This window comes from Metallococcus carri, from assembly GCF_011440275.1.
GTDB classification, from domain to species: Bacteria; Actinomycetota; Actinomycetes; order Actinomycetales; family Dermatophilaceae; genus Metallococcus; species Metallococcus carri.
Genome location: NZ_JAAOIV010000004.1, coordinates 216,037 through 230,030 on the forward strand (window position 1 = coordinate 216,037; position 13,994 = coordinate 230,030).

Consider the following 13,994-nt stretch of genomic DNA (forward strand, 5'->3'; position numbering starts at 1 on the left):
GTTTCGCCGGTTGCGTAAGGGACGAGGACCGCATCGAAACCAGCTGCCGTGGGATCGTGGTTTCGACGCGCGAGCTCGTTCCTCGCTCGCTTGCTCAACCAGCGAAGGGGTGGCGAGCTCGTTCCTCGCCTGTCAGTGTGGCCACCCGGTATACCCCTAGGGGGTATTTGACAGTGGCGCGTTGCGCGGGTCACGATGGCGGTATGACGTCCGCCCACGAACACACCGACCATGGCATGAGCGCCCACGCCGGCCACGACATGTCCGGGCACCACGACATGTCCGGGTCCGCGCTGAACTCGATGGCGGCCAGCGCAACCCTGCACTGCCTCGTGGGTTGTGCGATCGGCGAAATCGCCGGGCTGATCATCGGCACCGCCGCCGGATGGTCCAACCTGCCCACGACGGTCCTATCGATCGCGCTGGCCTTCGTCTTCGGCTTCGCGCTGTCGTCGCTGCCGCTGCTCAAGGCCGGCCTCGGCCTCGGCGCCGCACTCAGTGTTGTGGTCGCGGCGGACACCTTGTCGATCGCGACCATGGAGATCGTCGACAACCTGGTCATGCTTGTCATCCCCGGCGCGATGAACGCCGGTGTGGTCAACGCGATCTTCTGGATCAGTATGGCGATCGCGCTCACCGTGGCGTTCTTCGCCGCCTATCCGGTCAACCGCTACCTGCTGCGGCGCGGCAAAGGGCACGCGCTCACCCACGAATATCACTCGGCGAGCAAGGACGCACAGGGCGCACGGCGCTTCATCCCCGACCCGCCCGCGCCTGTGCTCGCAGCGGTGATCGCCGCCTTCATGCTCGGCGGCCTGCTGGTCTCCGCCGCCGACGACCTCGGCATCGGCAGTGGTCACCCGAATGCCACTGCGGTGGCACCATCGAGGTCATGAAGGTCCAGCTCACCCGCGTGTATGCCGCTGTGCAACCAGACGATCCACCGCGCCTGCGGGTCGCCGCGGTCAAGGACGCCTGACCAGGGGAGCGAGCCGCGCCGGTAGGCTCGCGAGGCGAGCACACGTCATACGAGATGGAGAAAACGTTGACCGACTACAACGTCGCGTTCGATGCCGGTGACGTCGACGGAGGCGTCATCAATGTCGTCGTCGAGATCCCGACCGGCAGCAACCACAAGATCGAGTGGGACCGTGAGCACGCGGTCATGCGCCTCGACCGGGTCGAGCCGAAGATCTTCGCCAAGCCGACCAACTACGGTTTCATCCCGCAGACCCTTGACGAGGACGGCGACGAGCTCGACGCGCTGGTCATCACCGCCGACCCGCTGCCGATGGGAATCGTGTTGCAGGCCAAGGTGATTGGCGTGATGAAGTTCGTCGACGATGGTGAGGTCGACGACAAGATCGTCTGCGTGCCGACCGACGACCGCGACTCCGGCGACGCGATCCAGACCATGGCCGACGTGCCCGCCCAGCTCATCAAGCAGTTGGAGTTCCACTTCAACAACTACAAGGCGCTGAAGAAGCCGGGCTCCACGAAGGTCGAGCACTGGGGCGACGCCGCGGAGGCGACCGACGTCATCCGCGAGTCGATCGCTCGGTGGCAGCAGAAGTAGTCCTGCGCGAGCCGGCCCATCGGGTCGCCCGCCGCGCGGTGACAATGTGGCGGGTGAGCTATGCCATCCAAGGCCTCGTGCTGGTCGGAATCGCTTGTGCCGCATGGGTTTTCGACTGGTTGGACGATCCGTGGCGGTGGCTCGCGGTCGTCGTCGCCCTGCTCGATCTGGTGCTCGGCGTCTTCGTGATTCCGGTATGGCGGTATCGCGTCCACCGCTGGGAGCTCACCGATCGGGCCGTCTATACCCAGACCGGCTGGTTCAACCAGGAGCGCCGCGTCGCGCCGCTCAACCGGGTGCAGACCGTCGACACCGACCGTGGACCGATCGCCCAGCTCTTCGGGCTGACGACCGTGCAGGTCACGACGGCATCGGCCAAAGGCGCCCTGCGGATCGAAGGTCTCGACCGGGCCACCGCTGAGCGATTGGTGGATGAGCTCACCACTCAGGCAGCGCTCGACGAGGGTGACGCGACGTGAGTTCGCCTGCGGCGCAAAGCGATTGGCGTCGCCTCGACTCGCGGATGGTGCTGATCCACCCGGTCCGCGAAGTCATCCGATTCCTGCCCGCGCTCGTCGGTCTGCTCTTCGCCGGCGGCCAGGTCGGCCAACATTGGTATGGCGCGTTGGGCGCCGTGGTGCCGATCGCACTGGGCGTCGCGCGGTGGTTTACGACGCGTTACCGCTTCACCGCCCAGCAAGTGCAACTGCGGCGTGGGCTGGTCAACAAGACCGAACTGTCGGCGCCCCTTGATCGGGTGCGCTCGGTCGATGTCACCGCGACGCTGCTGCATCGCGCGCTCGGCCTGGCCGTGGTCAAGATCGGCACCGGCGCCGCGAACAGCAACGACGGATCGGTCATCCTCGACGGGCTGTCCGCCAAACAGGCAGCCGCTTTGCGCCGCGACCTCCTGCACCGAGTGGACGCGGAACGCGTTGCGGCGCAAGGGGATTCGCCCACCACCGACGTGAACGGACAGGCGCGGGAAGCTGCCAAGGCCGCGCGGCCGGCATACGTCGAAGCACCCGACGAGGTCCTCTACACGATGCGGCCGGCGTGGTTCGCGCTCGCGCCGCTGGCGCCGGCCGGATTCATCACCGCGCTGGCGCTGCTCGGTGTCGGCGCGCAGGTCATCAGCCAGGCGGGCATCGACCTCACCGAGAACGGCGCAGTGCGCGACGGCGTCGACCTGGCGCGCGGGTTCGGCGTGATGGTCGTCGTTGCCGTCGCGGTCGTTGCGGGGCTGGCGTTCATCGTGATCGTGGCGTTGATCGGCTCGGTGCTGACGTGGTTCGGCTTCCGGCTCAGCCGCGACCCGGGCGGGCGCACCTTCCACGTCAGCCGGGGTCTGCTCACGACCCGCAACACCTCGATGGAGGCGCGCCGGCTGCGCGGGGTCGAACTGCACGAACCCATCCCGATGCGGTGGGCGCGCGCCGCGAGCCTGTCCGCGATCACCACCGGCGTCGCGGGCAAGAAGTCGCAGGACAGCTCCAGCCTCACCCCGCCGTCGCCGCGGGTGGTCGTCGCTCGCACGGCCGACGCGATCCTCGGGGCGCGGGGCGTGCTCGACATCCCGATCGCGGGGCACGGTCCGGTCGCCGCCCGCCGCCGCTACACCCGCGCGTTGCTCGGTTGGATCGCGCTGACCGCGCTCGCGTCCGTGCCCCTCGTCGCGCTCGACCTCCTGCCGTATGCCGGGGTCGCGGCCGTCGGCCTTCTCGTCCTAGCCCTCCTGCTCGGTCGCAGCCGGGCGGCTGCGCTGGGGCACGCGCTGACCGACCGGTTCCTGATCGGTCGGTCGGGTGCGGTGGATCGGGAGACCTTCGTCGTGGAGCGGACGGCTGCGGTGGCGGTGACCTATCGGCAGACGTTCTTCCAGCGCCGCGCCGGGGTGGCGACGGTGCTGCTCGCCACCGCCGCGGGGGACCAGGAGTACGCCGTGTTGGATGTGCCGGCGGAGGCCGGGGCGGTGCTGTTCACCGAGCTGTTGGACACGGTCCGCACGCACTGACACAGCCCCACACCCGTCGTAGGGCGAAGCGGTCGCTATAACCGCCGGATTCCCCTACTACCGCTGTAGACAGCCTCGACATCGGTAGTAATCCGAAGCGGTCGCTATAACCGCCGGATTCCTCTACTACCGCTGTAGACAGCCTCGACATCGGTAGTAATCCGAAGCGGTCGCGATAGCCGCCGGATTCCTCTACTACGGGTGTAGGGAGCGCCCCGGGCAGAGCGGGGGCTCGCTAGATCCAGCTCGGGAACCACATCCGCCACTGCCAGTGGCTGTAGGGGATGAGCTGGGCGGTGTAGATCGGCCAGAAGAAGATGAACATCGCCACCGCCGCCGTGGTGAAGACACCCACCGCGATCGTCCCGACCCGCCGTCGCGCCCGACTCGCAGAGCGCGAGCCGAGAACGAGCCCGCACACGAAGACGACGCCGAGCACGACATACGGGGAGAAGGCCACCGAGTAGAAGGTGAAGATCGTGCGCTGCTGGTAGGTGAACCACGGCAGCCAGCCGGCCGCAATGCCACCGAGGATGGCCGCGGCGCGCCAGTCGCGATGCAGCAACCACTGGAAGAGCAACACGGCCAGCGCGATGGTGCCGGCCCACCAGATGAGCGGGGTGCCGAGCGAGGTGATCGCCTTGGAGCACTGCGCGACCGTGCAGCCGGCCTGCCCGCGGTTGGAGCCTTCGTAGAAGAACGACGTCGGCCGCGTCTGCAGCATCCAGGACCACGGGTTGGACATGTAGTCGTGCGGGGAGGTGATGCCGACGGCGGCGTCATACATCTGGATGTGGTACTGCCACAGCGACCGCAGCGAGTCGGGCAGCCAGGCGAAGGTCGAGCTCGTCGGCGACAGGCCGGGCTTGCCGTCGGCCGGGTTGAGGCTGGCCCAGGTGCGGTCGTAGGCGTCGGTCGAGCGGAACCAGCCGATCCAGGTCGCGAGGTAGACCACCACCGCGGTCGGCACCATCGCGACCATGGCGAACAGCGCGTCCTTGAGGAAGGTTGCGCCGACCCAGTGGCGGGTGCCGACGGCGCGGCGGGCGCCGAGGTCCCACCACACGCTCATCAGCCCGAAGACCACCAAGAAGTAGCCGCCGGACCATTTCACCCCGCAGTCCAGGCCGATCATCACGCCGGCAACCCAGCGCCACGGCCGCAATCCGAGCCATGGGGCGCGCTGGCCGGTCCAGGTGCCGGCGGCTTTCATCGCGGCGACCTTGTCGGCGAGGATCCGGCGTGAACGGTCGCGGTCGGCCAGCAGCGCGACGAAGGCCGCCAGCGCGAAGAACATCACCATCACATCGAGGATCCCGGTGCGCGACATGACGAACTCGGCGCCTTCGAAGCACAGCAGCAGCGATGCCAGGGTGGCCAGCACCGGCGAGCGGAAAAGGTGCCACGCGGCCCGGCCGACCAGGTAGATCGCGAGCGTGCCGACGAGCGCGACGGCGAACCGCCAGCCGAAGCTGCTGTCGATGCCGAAGAGGCGTTCGCCACCGCCGATCAGCCATTTGCCGAGGGGCGGGTGCACGACGAAGTCGGCCTCGGTGCCCCACACACCCTGCGTTGCGTGCCCCATCGTGAACAGCGAGTCGGCCGATTTCGCCTGGTCGACCGCGGACGTCGGCTTCATCTCGTAGCCGAAGAGCGTCATCGCCCAGCCCTGCTTGACGTAATAGGTCTCGTCGAAGATCAGCTGGTGCGGGCGGCCGAGCTGCCAGAAGCGCATGATCCCGCCGATGACGGTGACGATCGCGGGGCCGAGCCAGCCCCACAGCTTCTCCTGCGCGGTGCGCGGCCGGCCGAGCAGTCGACGGCGCAGGGCCGTGCGCTCGGCGAGCTCGGAAGACACGTCGTGAGGGTAACCGACGACGCCTACAGTGACGCCCATGCCCGAAGGTGTGCTCGTCCTCGCTGCTACGCCCATCGGCGATCCCGCGGACGCCCCACCGCGCCTCGCGCGCGAGCTCGCCGGCGTCGACGTGATCGCCGCGGAGGACACCCGCCGGTTGCGCCGCCTCGCCGACGCGCTCGAGGTATCGCTGCCGCCGTCGGTGGTCAGCTATCACGAACACAACGAGGCCTCCCGCACCCCGGAGCTGGTCGCCCGGGTCGCGCGCGGCGAGCGCGTCGTGCTGGTCACCGACGCGGGGATGCCGTCGGTGTCCGACCCGGGGTATCGGCTGGTCACCGCGTGCGTCGACAAGGGGCTGCGGGTCACCTGCGTGCCGGGGCCGTCAGCTGTGTTGATGGCGCTCGCGGTGTCGGGGCTGCCGGTGGACCGGTTCTGCTTCGAGGGTTTCCTGCCGCGCAAGGCGGGGGAGCGGTCCCGTCGCCTGGCCGCCCTCGTCGACGAACCGCGCACGATGGTCTTCTTCGAGGCGCCGCACCGGCTGGCCGAGATGCTCTCGGCCCTCGCCTCCGCGTTCGGTGACGATCGCTCGGCCGCCGTATGCCGTGAGCTCACCAAGACCTACGAAGAGGTCCGCCGTGGCCCGCTCGCCGACCTCGCCGAGTGGGCGGTGGACGGCGCGCGCGGCGAGATCACGGTGGTGGTCGCTGGGGCTCCGGCGGTCCGGCATACGGCGGCCGACCTGTTGCCGGAGGTGCTCGCGCGCGTGGCCGACGGTGAGCGACTCAAGGACGTCTGCGCCGACGTCTCGTCCTCGACCGGTGTCTCCAAGAAGGCGTTGTATGACGCCGCCCTCGCCGCCCGCTGAGATGTCGCGCCCGCCCGGTTCCGGGGCCGAGGCCGCACCTCGGTGCACACTGTGGGGTGGTCCGACCGGGCCGAGTGACCCGAAAGGTGGCCAGCATGTTCGCAGCGTTGACCGGGGCGGGGTTGTCCGCCGCGGCTGGGCTGAACGCCTACGTGCCGTTCCTCATCGTCGCGTTGATCTCGCGGTTTACCGATGTGATCAACCTGCCGTCGTCCTTCCAGTGGATCGAGAACCCCTGGGTGATCGGCGCCTCGGTGGTGTTGCTGGCGCTTGAGGTGGTGCTCGACAAGATCCCCGGTGTGGACTCGGTCAACGACATCGTCGGCACGGCGGTGCGACCGACCATCGGTGGCGTGGTGGCTGCGGCCACGACCGCGCCGAACGCGCTGGACAACTCGACCTTCATGCACGACAACCCCTGGATCGCGGGCATCGGCGGTGCGCTCATCGCTGGGGTCGTGCACGCCGGGAAGGCCACGGTGCGCCCGGCGATCAATATCGCCAGCCTCGGCGTCGGCGCGCCGATCGTGTCGGCGTCGGAGGATGTCACCTCGGTCGGGCTGAGCTTCGTGGCGATCTTCCTGCCGATCCTGGTGATCATCGGGTTGGTGCTGCTCGCGTGGGCGATCTTCGCGATCCTGCGGCGGGCGCGGCGCTTCGCCCGGTGCCGACAGCGCGCCGAACTCGCCACCTAGCGCGGCGTGGCCTGCGGACTCGGATGCCGTCGGCCCACTCGCAGGCACCCCGGCCACTCGCATGCGCTGACGTCACTTGCATGCGCTGACCACGGCATGCGAGTGCCTTTGCCGCATGCGGGTGCGCTCAGCGCTTGCAAGTGGCGCGGCGGCATACGACTGGCACCGCCTTTTACATCTGGCACCGCATGCCGTGCCAGATGTAACACCGCCAGACCAGACGTGCACCCTCGTGCCAGACGTGCACCGCCGTGCCGGATGTACAGCCCTGCGCCGGATCGGTCGGTGCCTAGGATTTCGGCATGACCCAGCGCCCGATGCCGCCACCGCGGACCTCGGGTGCCGGTGCCCACCGCAAACTGCTGCGCCTCCAACTCGCGGTGGGCGTCATCGTGCTCGCCATCGTTGCGGCCGGCCTCACCTGGTGGTGGAACAGCCAGCAGCAGCAACGCAACTGGCTGATGACCTACGGCTCGGTCCAACAGAGCACCACCAAGGACGGCCGCACACAACTCACCGTCGGCTATCAGGCCGGCGGCAGGCGGCATACCGTCACCGGCGACGTCGACCCGGCGGCGTTCGCCTTCGGCGGGCGCACGGTGTGGGTCTGTTATGCCGTCGACGACCCGGCCACCGCACGCCTGCGCCTCCCCACCGACCCTCTCTGCGAACAGCGCTGACCGCTGAGGGCTTTCGGGCAGACTTGCTGGATGGAAGCGCATTCGGTCCGGTCGGCGAAAGCCCACCTCTCGCGGCTCCTGCACGACGTCGAGGCGGGGCGGGAGGTGACGATCCTGCGCGGAAAGCGTCCCGTCGCACGGATCGTGCCGATCGCCGAAGCACAGCGGCGGCGGTTCGGACAGATGAAGTTCTCGGTGCCCGATGACTTCGACGCGCCGATCCCTGACGAGGAGTTGGCGCGCTGGCAGTGAGGCATCCCCGCGATGCCGAGTGCTCTTGAGATGAGCGCGCCGGCAGTGCTTATGCGGGGCTAGAACGAGCGCAATGCGGTGTCGAGGGCCAACTCGGCCGAGCAGGGGATATCCGGCTGGACACCGACGCCTTCCCAGTTGATGCCGGTGAACACACTGACGAATCGGCCGGTCGGGATCTGCGCCACCAAGCCGTCGTCGAGCGGGAAGTGGTCGACCGGATGGGCGCCGCCACCCGTCACCTCGCCGACCACGATCGCGCGGCCGGCCGCCTGCAGGACATAGGCGAGGTCCTCGCCGCCGGAGAACGTGCGGTGACTCGTCAACACCGAGACCGGCATCGTCAGCTGCGGATCGGCAGGGCTGATCCACTGCTCCACCGGGGCCGCGTCGCGCTTCTCGAAGCGCCCGACCAGCACCGGTGTGGCACCCAGCAGATGCCCTTCCAATGCGGCGACGACGTCGGTGTCGCCACCACCGCACGCGCGCAGATCGATGATCAGCCGTTCTGCTCCCGCCACCTCAGCGGCGGCCGATCGCACCGCGGCTTCGTCGTCGGGAAACACCGGAGCGATCGAGAGTATGGCGGTCGGTCCCGTCCACGTGACTGCGAAAGCTCCTGTGGGGTCGGCGGATTCGCGAGGGAGGTGCCGTATGCCGAGGTGCCCGTCCGGCGCCACGGAACGGATCACCTCGTTCGCTGCGGCCAGGTCCGGCAGGGCAGCGTCGACCCGGGTCGCGACGCCACGGATGGCATCGGCATACCCCGGCGCGAGATCGGCGAGGACGTAATGCTCGGCGACGAGATCGGCGAAGCGTTGAGCGATCGACATACCGCCAGTGCAGTCGCTCTTGACAGAAGAGTCCAACGCTCTTGACGCTTTCGGCATGACGACCCATCAGGTCCGTCCCGGCGAGCAGAGCGCGTCACTGCAGCACCCGATGCGGCACCGCCTGCTGCTCGCCCTGCCCGACGAGGGTGGCGTGATCAGCGAACTGGCTCGCATCCTGCAGACCCACAAGGGCAATGTCGCCCACCATCTGGCAGTCCTCGAACGGGTCGGACTGGTCGAGCGGGCTGGCACCCGGACCGGTCGCGGCGGCACCCGCATCATCTGGCGGCGCACCTTCGACCAGCTCGCCTTCGAGGGCGACCGCGAGGCGACCGACGGCATGCTCGGCGCGGTGCGCGACGGCGTGCTCGCCGACGAAACGGCTCTGCTGGACCTGCGTCACCTGCGCTTGCGGCCCGAGGATGCCGAGCGAATCGCGCTGCAACTCAAGGGATTCGTCGACGGACTGCGACCTGCGCCGAAGGGCAGCCCGTCGTATGGCGTGCTGGTCGGTGTCTACCGCGCGCACTAAGGCGAGCGGACGCATGGTGGGAATCGGTGCGAAGGGGAGCGGGCGGCATACCTAGGATGAGCAGCCATGAAGATCCTGTCCGCTGTCGCCTGGCCGTACACGAACGGCCCCCGGCATATCGGCCACGTCGCCGGTTTCGGGGTGCCCTCCGATGTGTTCAGCCGCTACATGCGGATGGCCGGCCACGACGTGCTCATGGTGAGCGGCACCGACGAGCACGGCACGCCGATCCTGGTGCTGGCCGACCAGGAGGGGTTGCCGGTCCAGGACGTCGTCGACAAATACAACGCGGTGATCGCCCAGGACCTCACCGACCTCGGGCTGTCCTACGACCTGTTCACCCGCACGACGACCCGCAACCACTATGCGGTCGTGCAGGAGATGTTCCGGCAGATCCGCGACAACGGGTACCTGATCGAGCAGTCCACGATGACCGCGATCAGCGCCAAGACCGGCCGCACGCTGCCCGACCGCTACATCGAGGGCACCTGCCCGATCTGCGGTTTCCCCGAGGCGCGCGGCGACCAGTGCGACAACTGCGGCAACCAGCTCGACCCCACCGACCTGATCAACCCGGTGAGCAAGGTCGACGGCCTGCCGCCGAAATTCGCCCAGTCCCAACACTTTTTCCTCGATCTGCCCGCCCTCGCGAGCGCCCTGCAGGCCTGGCTGGACGAGGTGGACGCGGCCGGCACCTGGCGCCCGGGCGTCATCAACTTCGCCAAGAACATCGCCAAGGACATGCACCCGCGCGCGATGACCCGCGACATCGACTGGGGCATCCCGATCCCGGTCGAGGGCTGGGAGGGCAAGCGCTTCTACGTCTGGTTCGACGCGGTGATCGGCTACTTGTCCGCCGCGATCGAGTGGGCCCGGCGCCTCGGCGAGCCGGAGAAGTGGCGCGACTGGTGGAACAACCCCGCCCTGCGCTCCTACTACTTCCAGGGCAAGGACAATGTCACCTTCCACGCCCAGATCTGGCCGGCCGAGCTGCTCGGCTACATGGGCAAGGGCGACAAGGGCGGCGAGCCCGGGAGGTATGGCGAGCTGCAGCTGCCGACCGAGGTCGTCGCCTCCGGCTTCCTCAACCTGGGGTCGGGTCAGTTCTCCACCAGCCGCGGCAACGTGATCTACGTGCAAGACGTCATCGCCCGGTATGGCGCCGACGCGATCCGCTATTTCATCTGCGCAGCGGGGCCGGAGACCCAGGACGCGCCCTTCACTTGGGAGGACTTCGTCCAGCGCAACAACGCTGAGCTGGTCGGTGCGTGGGGCAACCTGGTCAACCGCACCGCGGCGATGATCGCCAAGAACTTCGGCGAAATCCCTTCTGCCACAAGGCTGGAGCCGATCGACGAGGAGCTGCTGGCCGCCATACGGCAGGGGTTCACCACGGTCGGTGACTTGCTCGAGCGGCAGCGGCAGAAGGCCGCCATCGCCGAGGTGATGCGGCTGGTGCGCGAGGCCAACAAGTACGTCACCGACACCGAGCCCTTCCGGCTCAAGGGCGACGACCAGCGCGACCGGCTGGCGACCGTGCTGCACACGCTCGCCCAGGCGGTGCAGGACCTGAACACGATGATGGCGCCGTTCTTGCCGCACTCGGCCAACCAGGTGGCGGCCCTGCTCGGGCACGAGGGCGAGTTCATGCCGATGCCGCGGCTGGAGCAGGTGCGCGACCTCGACGACGAGTCGCGCGCCTACCCGATCATCACCGGCGACTACTCGGCCACGCCGCGGTGGGAGTCGACGCCGGTGCGGGTCGGCACGCCGGTCGCCAAGCCCACGCCGATCTTCACCAAGCTCGACGCCAAGACGGTCGTCGCCGAAGAGAACGCCCGGCTGGGCCGGTAGATGGCGCACGAGACCGGATCGCACAGCAGCCCGCCGCCCGCGCCGGCGCCGCTGCCGATCCCGGTCGCCGACAACCACACCCATCTCGACATCTCCCGCGAGGGCCAGGAGCCGGTCGACGTGCGGGCCACGATCGAGGCGGCCAAGGCGGTCGGGGTGACCCGGATGGTGCAGGTCGGCTGCGACCTGCCGGGCGTGGAGTTCACCATGCGCGCGATCGAGGAGCACCCCGAGCTGGTGGGCGGCATCGCGATCCACCCCAACGAGGCGCCCAAGCACGCCGAGCGCGGTGACCTCGACCAAGCGCTCGCCACGATCGAGAGGTATGCCGGGCATCCGCGCGTGCGGGCTATCGGTGAAACCGGCCTTGACTATTTCCGCACCGGCCCGGAAGGCGTTGCGGCTCAACAGGATTCGTTCCGCTGGCATATCGACCTGGCCAAGCGCGTCGGCAAAGCACTGCAGATCCACGACCGCGAGGCGCATGACGACGTGTTGCGCCTGCTGCGGGAGGAGGGGGCGCCGGACGCGGTAGTGCTGCATTGCTTCTCGGGCGATGCGGCGATGGCGAGCGAGTGCGTCGACCGGGGCTACTACCTGAGCTTCGCGGGCACGGTGACCTTCAAGAACGCTCGCGGCCTGCGCGATGCACTCGCGGTGACTCCGCTGGAGCGGATCCTGGTCGAGACGGACGCGCCATACCTCACCCCGTCGCCCTTCCGTGGCGCGCCGAATGCGCCCTACCTGGTGCCGGTGACGGTGCGGCTGATGGCCGACGTGCTGAACGTCGACGTGCCCTCGCTCTGCGCGGCGATCGCGGCCAACACGGAGCGGGTTTACGGCAACTGGTGAGCGCCCTGAGCGTTGTTACCGATCCGTTGCGGGCGCATCGTTGCCTCGGGCCGATTTGACTGATAGTGGATCGTCCGCCACGGTAGTGCAGTTCAACCCGCCGGCAGGACCATGGCGGATGCGCTCCCCGGTCGCCCCGCTCGGCGGCCCGCGGACTCGGCCGGTGACGGCGGTCCCACCGGCGACAGCGACCCCGGACGCTGCGACGACGCGCGTCCACGCCTGTCGCGGGGCAGTTCAGACCCCTGGAGTCCCCTTGCGTTTCGTTCGACCGACCTCGCTCGCCGTGGCGACCCTGTCCGCCGCCCTGTCGCTGACGGCCTGCGGCTCGAGTGGCAGCACCGGCGCCAACCAGCCCGCCCCGACGCCGACGAGCACGAGCCCCAGCACGACCTCGAGCACGAGCTCGACGCCGGCGCCAACGAGCAGCAGCACGACGTCGACCAAGCCGTCGCCCACCTCGGTGCGCCGCGCCGCGAAGCCGGCTGTCGGCCGTGACGCGGCCCGGCCCACCGCGACGACCCGCACCGTGGTCGTCACCCGCGATATCGCCTTCGCCACCCAGCGTCGGTCTGACGCCTCGATGGCCAAGGGCACCCGCAAGGTGCTGCGCTCCGGCGTGGCTGGTGCGGAGAAGCTGACGGTGCGGCAGTCGGTGCTCGGTGGCCGGGTGCTCGCGCGCACCGTCGTGCAACGCCAAGTCGTCAAGGCTCCGGTCGATCGCATCGTCGTCATCGGCACCAAGGCACCGGTCGCCGCCCCGCAGCCGACGCCCACCCCGACCCCCACGCCGACCCGGACCCCGACATCGTCCCCGACCCCGGCCCCCACCGGCGGGCTCGACCTGCGCCGGTCGGCCATGTGGGACCGGATCGCCCAGTGCGAGTCCGGCGGCAATTGGTCGATCAACACCGGCAACGGCTACTACGGCGGACTGCAGTTCGATGCCGGCACCTGGCTCGCCAACGGCGGCGGCCGGTTCGCCCCGCGCGCCGACCTGGCCAGCCGCGCTCAGCAGATCACCATCGCCAACCACCTCTACGACCAAGCCGGCCTCGGCCCCTGGGGTTGCGCAAGCGCCGCCTGACCGCAGGGAGTTACCTCCAGCGCTCTCTAGGATGGCCGCCGTGACTCTCCTCGGCGCGGCGCAGATCCGCGCATTGGCGACCGAACTCGGCATACGGCCGACCAAGTCCTGGGGGCAGAACTTCGTCGTCGACGCCAACACGGTCCGCAAGATCGTCCGCCTCGCAGAGGTCACCGGCGACGACCACGTCGTCGAAGTCGGTCCCGGCCTCGGCTCGCTCACCCTCGCGCTGCTGACCGAGACCGCATCGGTCACGGCTGTCGAGATCGACCCGGTGCTGGCCGCGCGGCTGCCGCGCACCATCGGTGAGTTCGACCCCGAGCACGCCGATCGCCTGCGGGTAGTCGCCGCGGATGCCCTGACGCTGCGCGAACTGCCCGACCCGCAACCGACCGCGCTCGTCGCCAACCTGCCCTACAACGTGTCGGTGCCGGTCGTCCTGTCCCTCCTCGAGCATTTCCCGTCGATCCGGCGCGTGCTCGTCATGGTGCAGTTGGAGGTCGCCGAGCGACTCGCCGCCGCTCCCGGCAGCAAGGCCTACGGAGTCCCGAGCGTCAAGGCCGCCTGGTATGCCGACGTCCGCCTGGCCGACCGTGTCGGCCGCACCGTCTTTTGGCCCGCCCCCAATGTCGACTCCGGCCTCGTCGCGATGACCCGCCGCCACCCTCCGGTGACGACGGCCACCCGGCGGGAGGTCTTCGCGTGCATCGACGCGGCCTTCGCCCAGCGCCGCAAGACCCTGCGCGCGGCGCTGGCCGGGTGGGCGGGATCGGCACCCGCCGCCGAGGAAGCCCTCCGCCGCGCCGGCATCGATCCCACCTGGCGAGGCGAACGGCTATCGGTGGAGCAGTTCGCCGCCATCGCGGCCGCACGCATTGCATAGGGTGGGCGAC

The 13,994-nt window shown here is 69.2% G+C and carries 16 protein-coding genes; 13 read left to right on the top strand and 3 right to left on the bottom strand.

Features of this window, described 5'->3' with window-relative positions; translation table 11 throughout:
- Positions 1-203 precede the first annotated feature (203 nt).
- From G9U51_RS07630 to G9U51_RS07645, 4 genes are all read left to right on the top strand, one after another.
- Positions 204-896, top strand: coding sequence for a DUF4396 domain-containing protein (locus G9U51_RS07630; protein WP_166195554.1), 693 nt, complete (start codon positions 204-206; stop codon positions 894-896).
- Between the two features lie 149 nt (positions 897-1,045).
- Positions 1,046-1,576 (top strand): inorganic diphosphatase, encoded by a 531-nt coding sequence (locus G9U51_RS07635; protein ID WP_166195557.1) that lies wholly within the window; start codon positions 1,046-1,048, stop codon positions 1,574-1,576.
- Between the two features lie 44 nt (positions 1,577-1,620).
- Positions 1,621-2,055 (top strand): PH domain-containing protein, encoded by a 435-nt coding sequence (locus tag G9U51_RS07640; RefSeq protein ID WP_166195712.1) that lies wholly within the window; start codon positions 1,621-1,623, stop codon positions 2,053-2,055.
- On the top strand, positions 2,052-3,590 hold the full coding sequence (locus G9U51_RS07645; RefSeq protein ID WP_166195560.1) for a PH domain-containing protein: 1,539 nt from the start codon (positions 2,052-2,054) through the stop codon (positions 3,588-3,590). The genes G9U51_RS07640 and G9U51_RS07645 overlap by 4 nt, the downstream gene beginning before the upstream one ends.
- 235 nt (positions 3,591-3,825) lie before the next feature.
- On the opposite strand, the gene G9U51_RS07650 is transcribed toward G9U51_RS07645, so the two are convergent.
- On the bottom strand, positions 3,826-5,448 hold the full coding sequence (locus G9U51_RS07650; protein ID WP_328823369.1) for a dolichyl-phosphate-mannose--protein mannosyltransferase: 1,623 nt from the start codon (positions 5,446-5,448) through the stop codon (positions 3,826-3,828).
- A 37-nt stretch (positions 5,449-5,485) separates the two neighbouring features.
- Between G9U51_RS07650 and rsmI the strand changes: the two genes are divergently transcribed.
- From rsmI to G9U51_RS07670, 4 genes are all read left to right on the top strand, one after another.
- Positions 5,486-6,316, top strand: a complete 831-nt coding sequence (gene rsmI / locus G9U51_RS07655) for a 16S rRNA (cytidine(1402)-2'-O)-methyltransferase (protein ID WP_166195567.1) — start codon at positions 5,486-5,488, stop codon at positions 6,314-6,316.
- Positions 6,317-6,411: 95 nt separating this feature from the next.
- Complete coding sequence (locus tag G9U51_RS07660) at positions 6,412-7,011, top strand: DUF4126 domain-containing protein (protein WP_166195570.1); 600 nt, start codon at positions 6,412-6,414, stop codon at positions 7,009-7,011.
- 302 nt (positions 7,012-7,313) lie between these two features.
- On the top strand, positions 7,314-7,691 hold the full coding sequence (locus tag G9U51_RS07665) for a hypothetical protein (protein WP_166195573.1): 378 nt from the start codon (positions 7,314-7,316) through the stop codon (positions 7,689-7,691).
- 30 nt (positions 7,692-7,721) lie between these two features.
- On the top strand, positions 7,722-7,943 hold the full coding sequence (locus tag G9U51_RS07670; protein WP_166195576.1) for a type II toxin-antitoxin system Phd/YefM family antitoxin: 222 nt from the start codon (positions 7,722-7,724) through the stop codon (positions 7,941-7,943).
- Between the two features lie 59 nt (positions 7,944-8,002).
- Here G9U51_RS07670 and G9U51_RS07675 read toward each other — a convergent pair whose 3' ends face one another.
- Positions 8,003-8,776 carry a S41 family peptidase gene (locus tag G9U51_RS07675; RefSeq protein WP_166195580.1) on the bottom strand — a complete coding sequence of 258 codons (774 nt, stop codon included), beginning with the start codon at positions 8,774-8,776 and terminating at the stop codon, positions 8,003-8,005.
- Between the two features lie 55 nt (positions 8,777-8,831).
- Here G9U51_RS07675 and G9U51_RS07680 point away from each other — a divergent pair, with 55 nt between their 5' ends.
- From G9U51_RS07680 to G9U51_RS07690, 3 genes are all read left to right on the top strand, one after another.
- A complete protein-coding gene (locus tag G9U51_RS07680) occupies positions 8,832-9,308 on the top strand; it encodes a winged helix-turn-helix domain-containing protein (RefSeq protein ID WP_166195582.1) in 477 nt (158 codons plus the stop codon).
- Positions 9,309-9,374: 66 nt separating this feature from the next.
- Positions 9,375-11,162, top strand: a complete 1,788-nt coding sequence (gene metG, locus G9U51_RS07685) for a methionine--tRNA ligase (RefSeq protein ID WP_166195585.1) — start codon at positions 9,375-9,377, stop codon at positions 11,160-11,162.
- Positions 11,163-12,014, top strand: coding sequence for a TatD family hydrolase (locus tag G9U51_RS07690; RefSeq protein WP_166195588.1), 852 nt, complete (start codon positions 11,163-11,165; stop codon positions 12,012-12,014).
- 237 nt (positions 12,015-12,251) lie between these two features.
- Here the strand turns inward: G9U51_RS07690 and G9U51_RS17805 are convergent, their stop codons facing one another.
- Positions 12,252-12,554 carry a hypothetical protein gene (locus G9U51_RS17805; RefSeq protein ID WP_328823370.1) on the bottom strand — a complete coding sequence of 101 codons (303 nt, stop codon included), beginning with the start codon at positions 12,552-12,554 and terminating at the stop codon, positions 12,252-12,254.
- Between G9U51_RS17805 and G9U51_RS17810 the strand changes: the two genes are divergently transcribed.
- Positions 12,544-13,101: a resuscitation-promoting factor gene (locus G9U51_RS17810; RefSeq protein ID WP_328823371.1), complete on the top strand. Its 558-nt coding sequence runs from the start codon at positions 12,544-12,546 to the stop codon at positions 13,099-13,101. The two genes, G9U51_RS17805 and G9U51_RS17810, sit on opposite strands and share 11 nt — an antisense overlap.
- Positions 13,102-13,132: 31 nt before the next feature.
- Positions 13,133-13,984 (top strand): 16S rRNA (adenine(1518)-N(6)/adenine(1519)-N(6))-dimethyltransferase RsmA, encoded by an 852-nt coding sequence (gene rsmA, locus G9U51_RS07700; RefSeq protein WP_207948120.1) that lies wholly within the window; start codon positions 13,133-13,135, stop codon positions 13,982-13,984.
- Positions 13,985-13,994 lie beyond the last annotated feature (10 nt).

What these genes read in the sequence shown, in the direction of transcription:
- G9U51_RS07690 (WP_166195588.1), top strand. Translation starts at nt 11,163, where the DNA reads ATGGCGCACGAGACCGGATCGCACAGCAGCCCGCCGCCCGCGCCGGCG.
- G9U51_RS07660 (WP_166195570.1), top strand. Translation starts at nt 6,412, where the DNA reads ATGTTCGCAGCGTTGACCGGGGCGGGGTTGTCCGCCGCGGCTGGGCTG.
- rsmA (WP_207948120.1), top strand. Translation starts at nt 13,133, where the DNA reads ATGGCCGCCGTGACTCTCCTCGGCGCGGCGCAGATCCGCGCATTGGCG.
- G9U51_RS07680 (WP_166195582.1), top strand. Translation starts at nt 8,832, where the DNA reads ATGACGACCCATCAGGTCCGTCCCGGCGAGCAGAGCGCGTCACTGCAG.
- G9U51_RS07670 (WP_166195576.1), top strand. Translation starts at nt 7,722, where the DNA reads ATGGAAGCGCATTCGGTCCGGTCGGCGAAAGCCCACCTCTCGCGGCTC.
- G9U51_RS07665 (WP_166195573.1), top strand. Translation starts at nt 7,314, where the DNA reads ATGACCCAGCGCCCGATGCCGCCACCGCGGACCTCGGGTGCCGGTGCC.
- G9U51_RS07675 (WP_166195580.1), bottom strand. Translation starts at nt 8,776, where the DNA reads ATGTCGATCGCTCAACGCTTCGCCGATCTCGTCGCCGAGCATTACGTC.
- rsmI (WP_166195567.1), top strand. Translation starts at nt 5,486, where the DNA reads ATGCCCGAAGGTGTGCTCGTCCTCGCTGCTACGCCCATCGGCGATCCC.
- G9U51_RS07630 (WP_166195554.1), top strand. Translation starts at nt 204, where the DNA reads ATGACGTCCGCCCACGAACACACCGACCATGGCATGAGCGCCCACGCC.
- metG (WP_166195585.1), top strand. Translation starts at nt 9,375, where the DNA reads ATGAAGATCCTGTCCGCTGTCGCCTGGCCGTACACGAACGGCCCCCGG.
- G9U51_RS07640 (WP_166195712.1), top strand. Translation starts at nt 1,621, where the DNA reads ATGTGGCGGGTGAGCTATGCCATCCAAGGCCTCGTGCTGGTCGGAATC.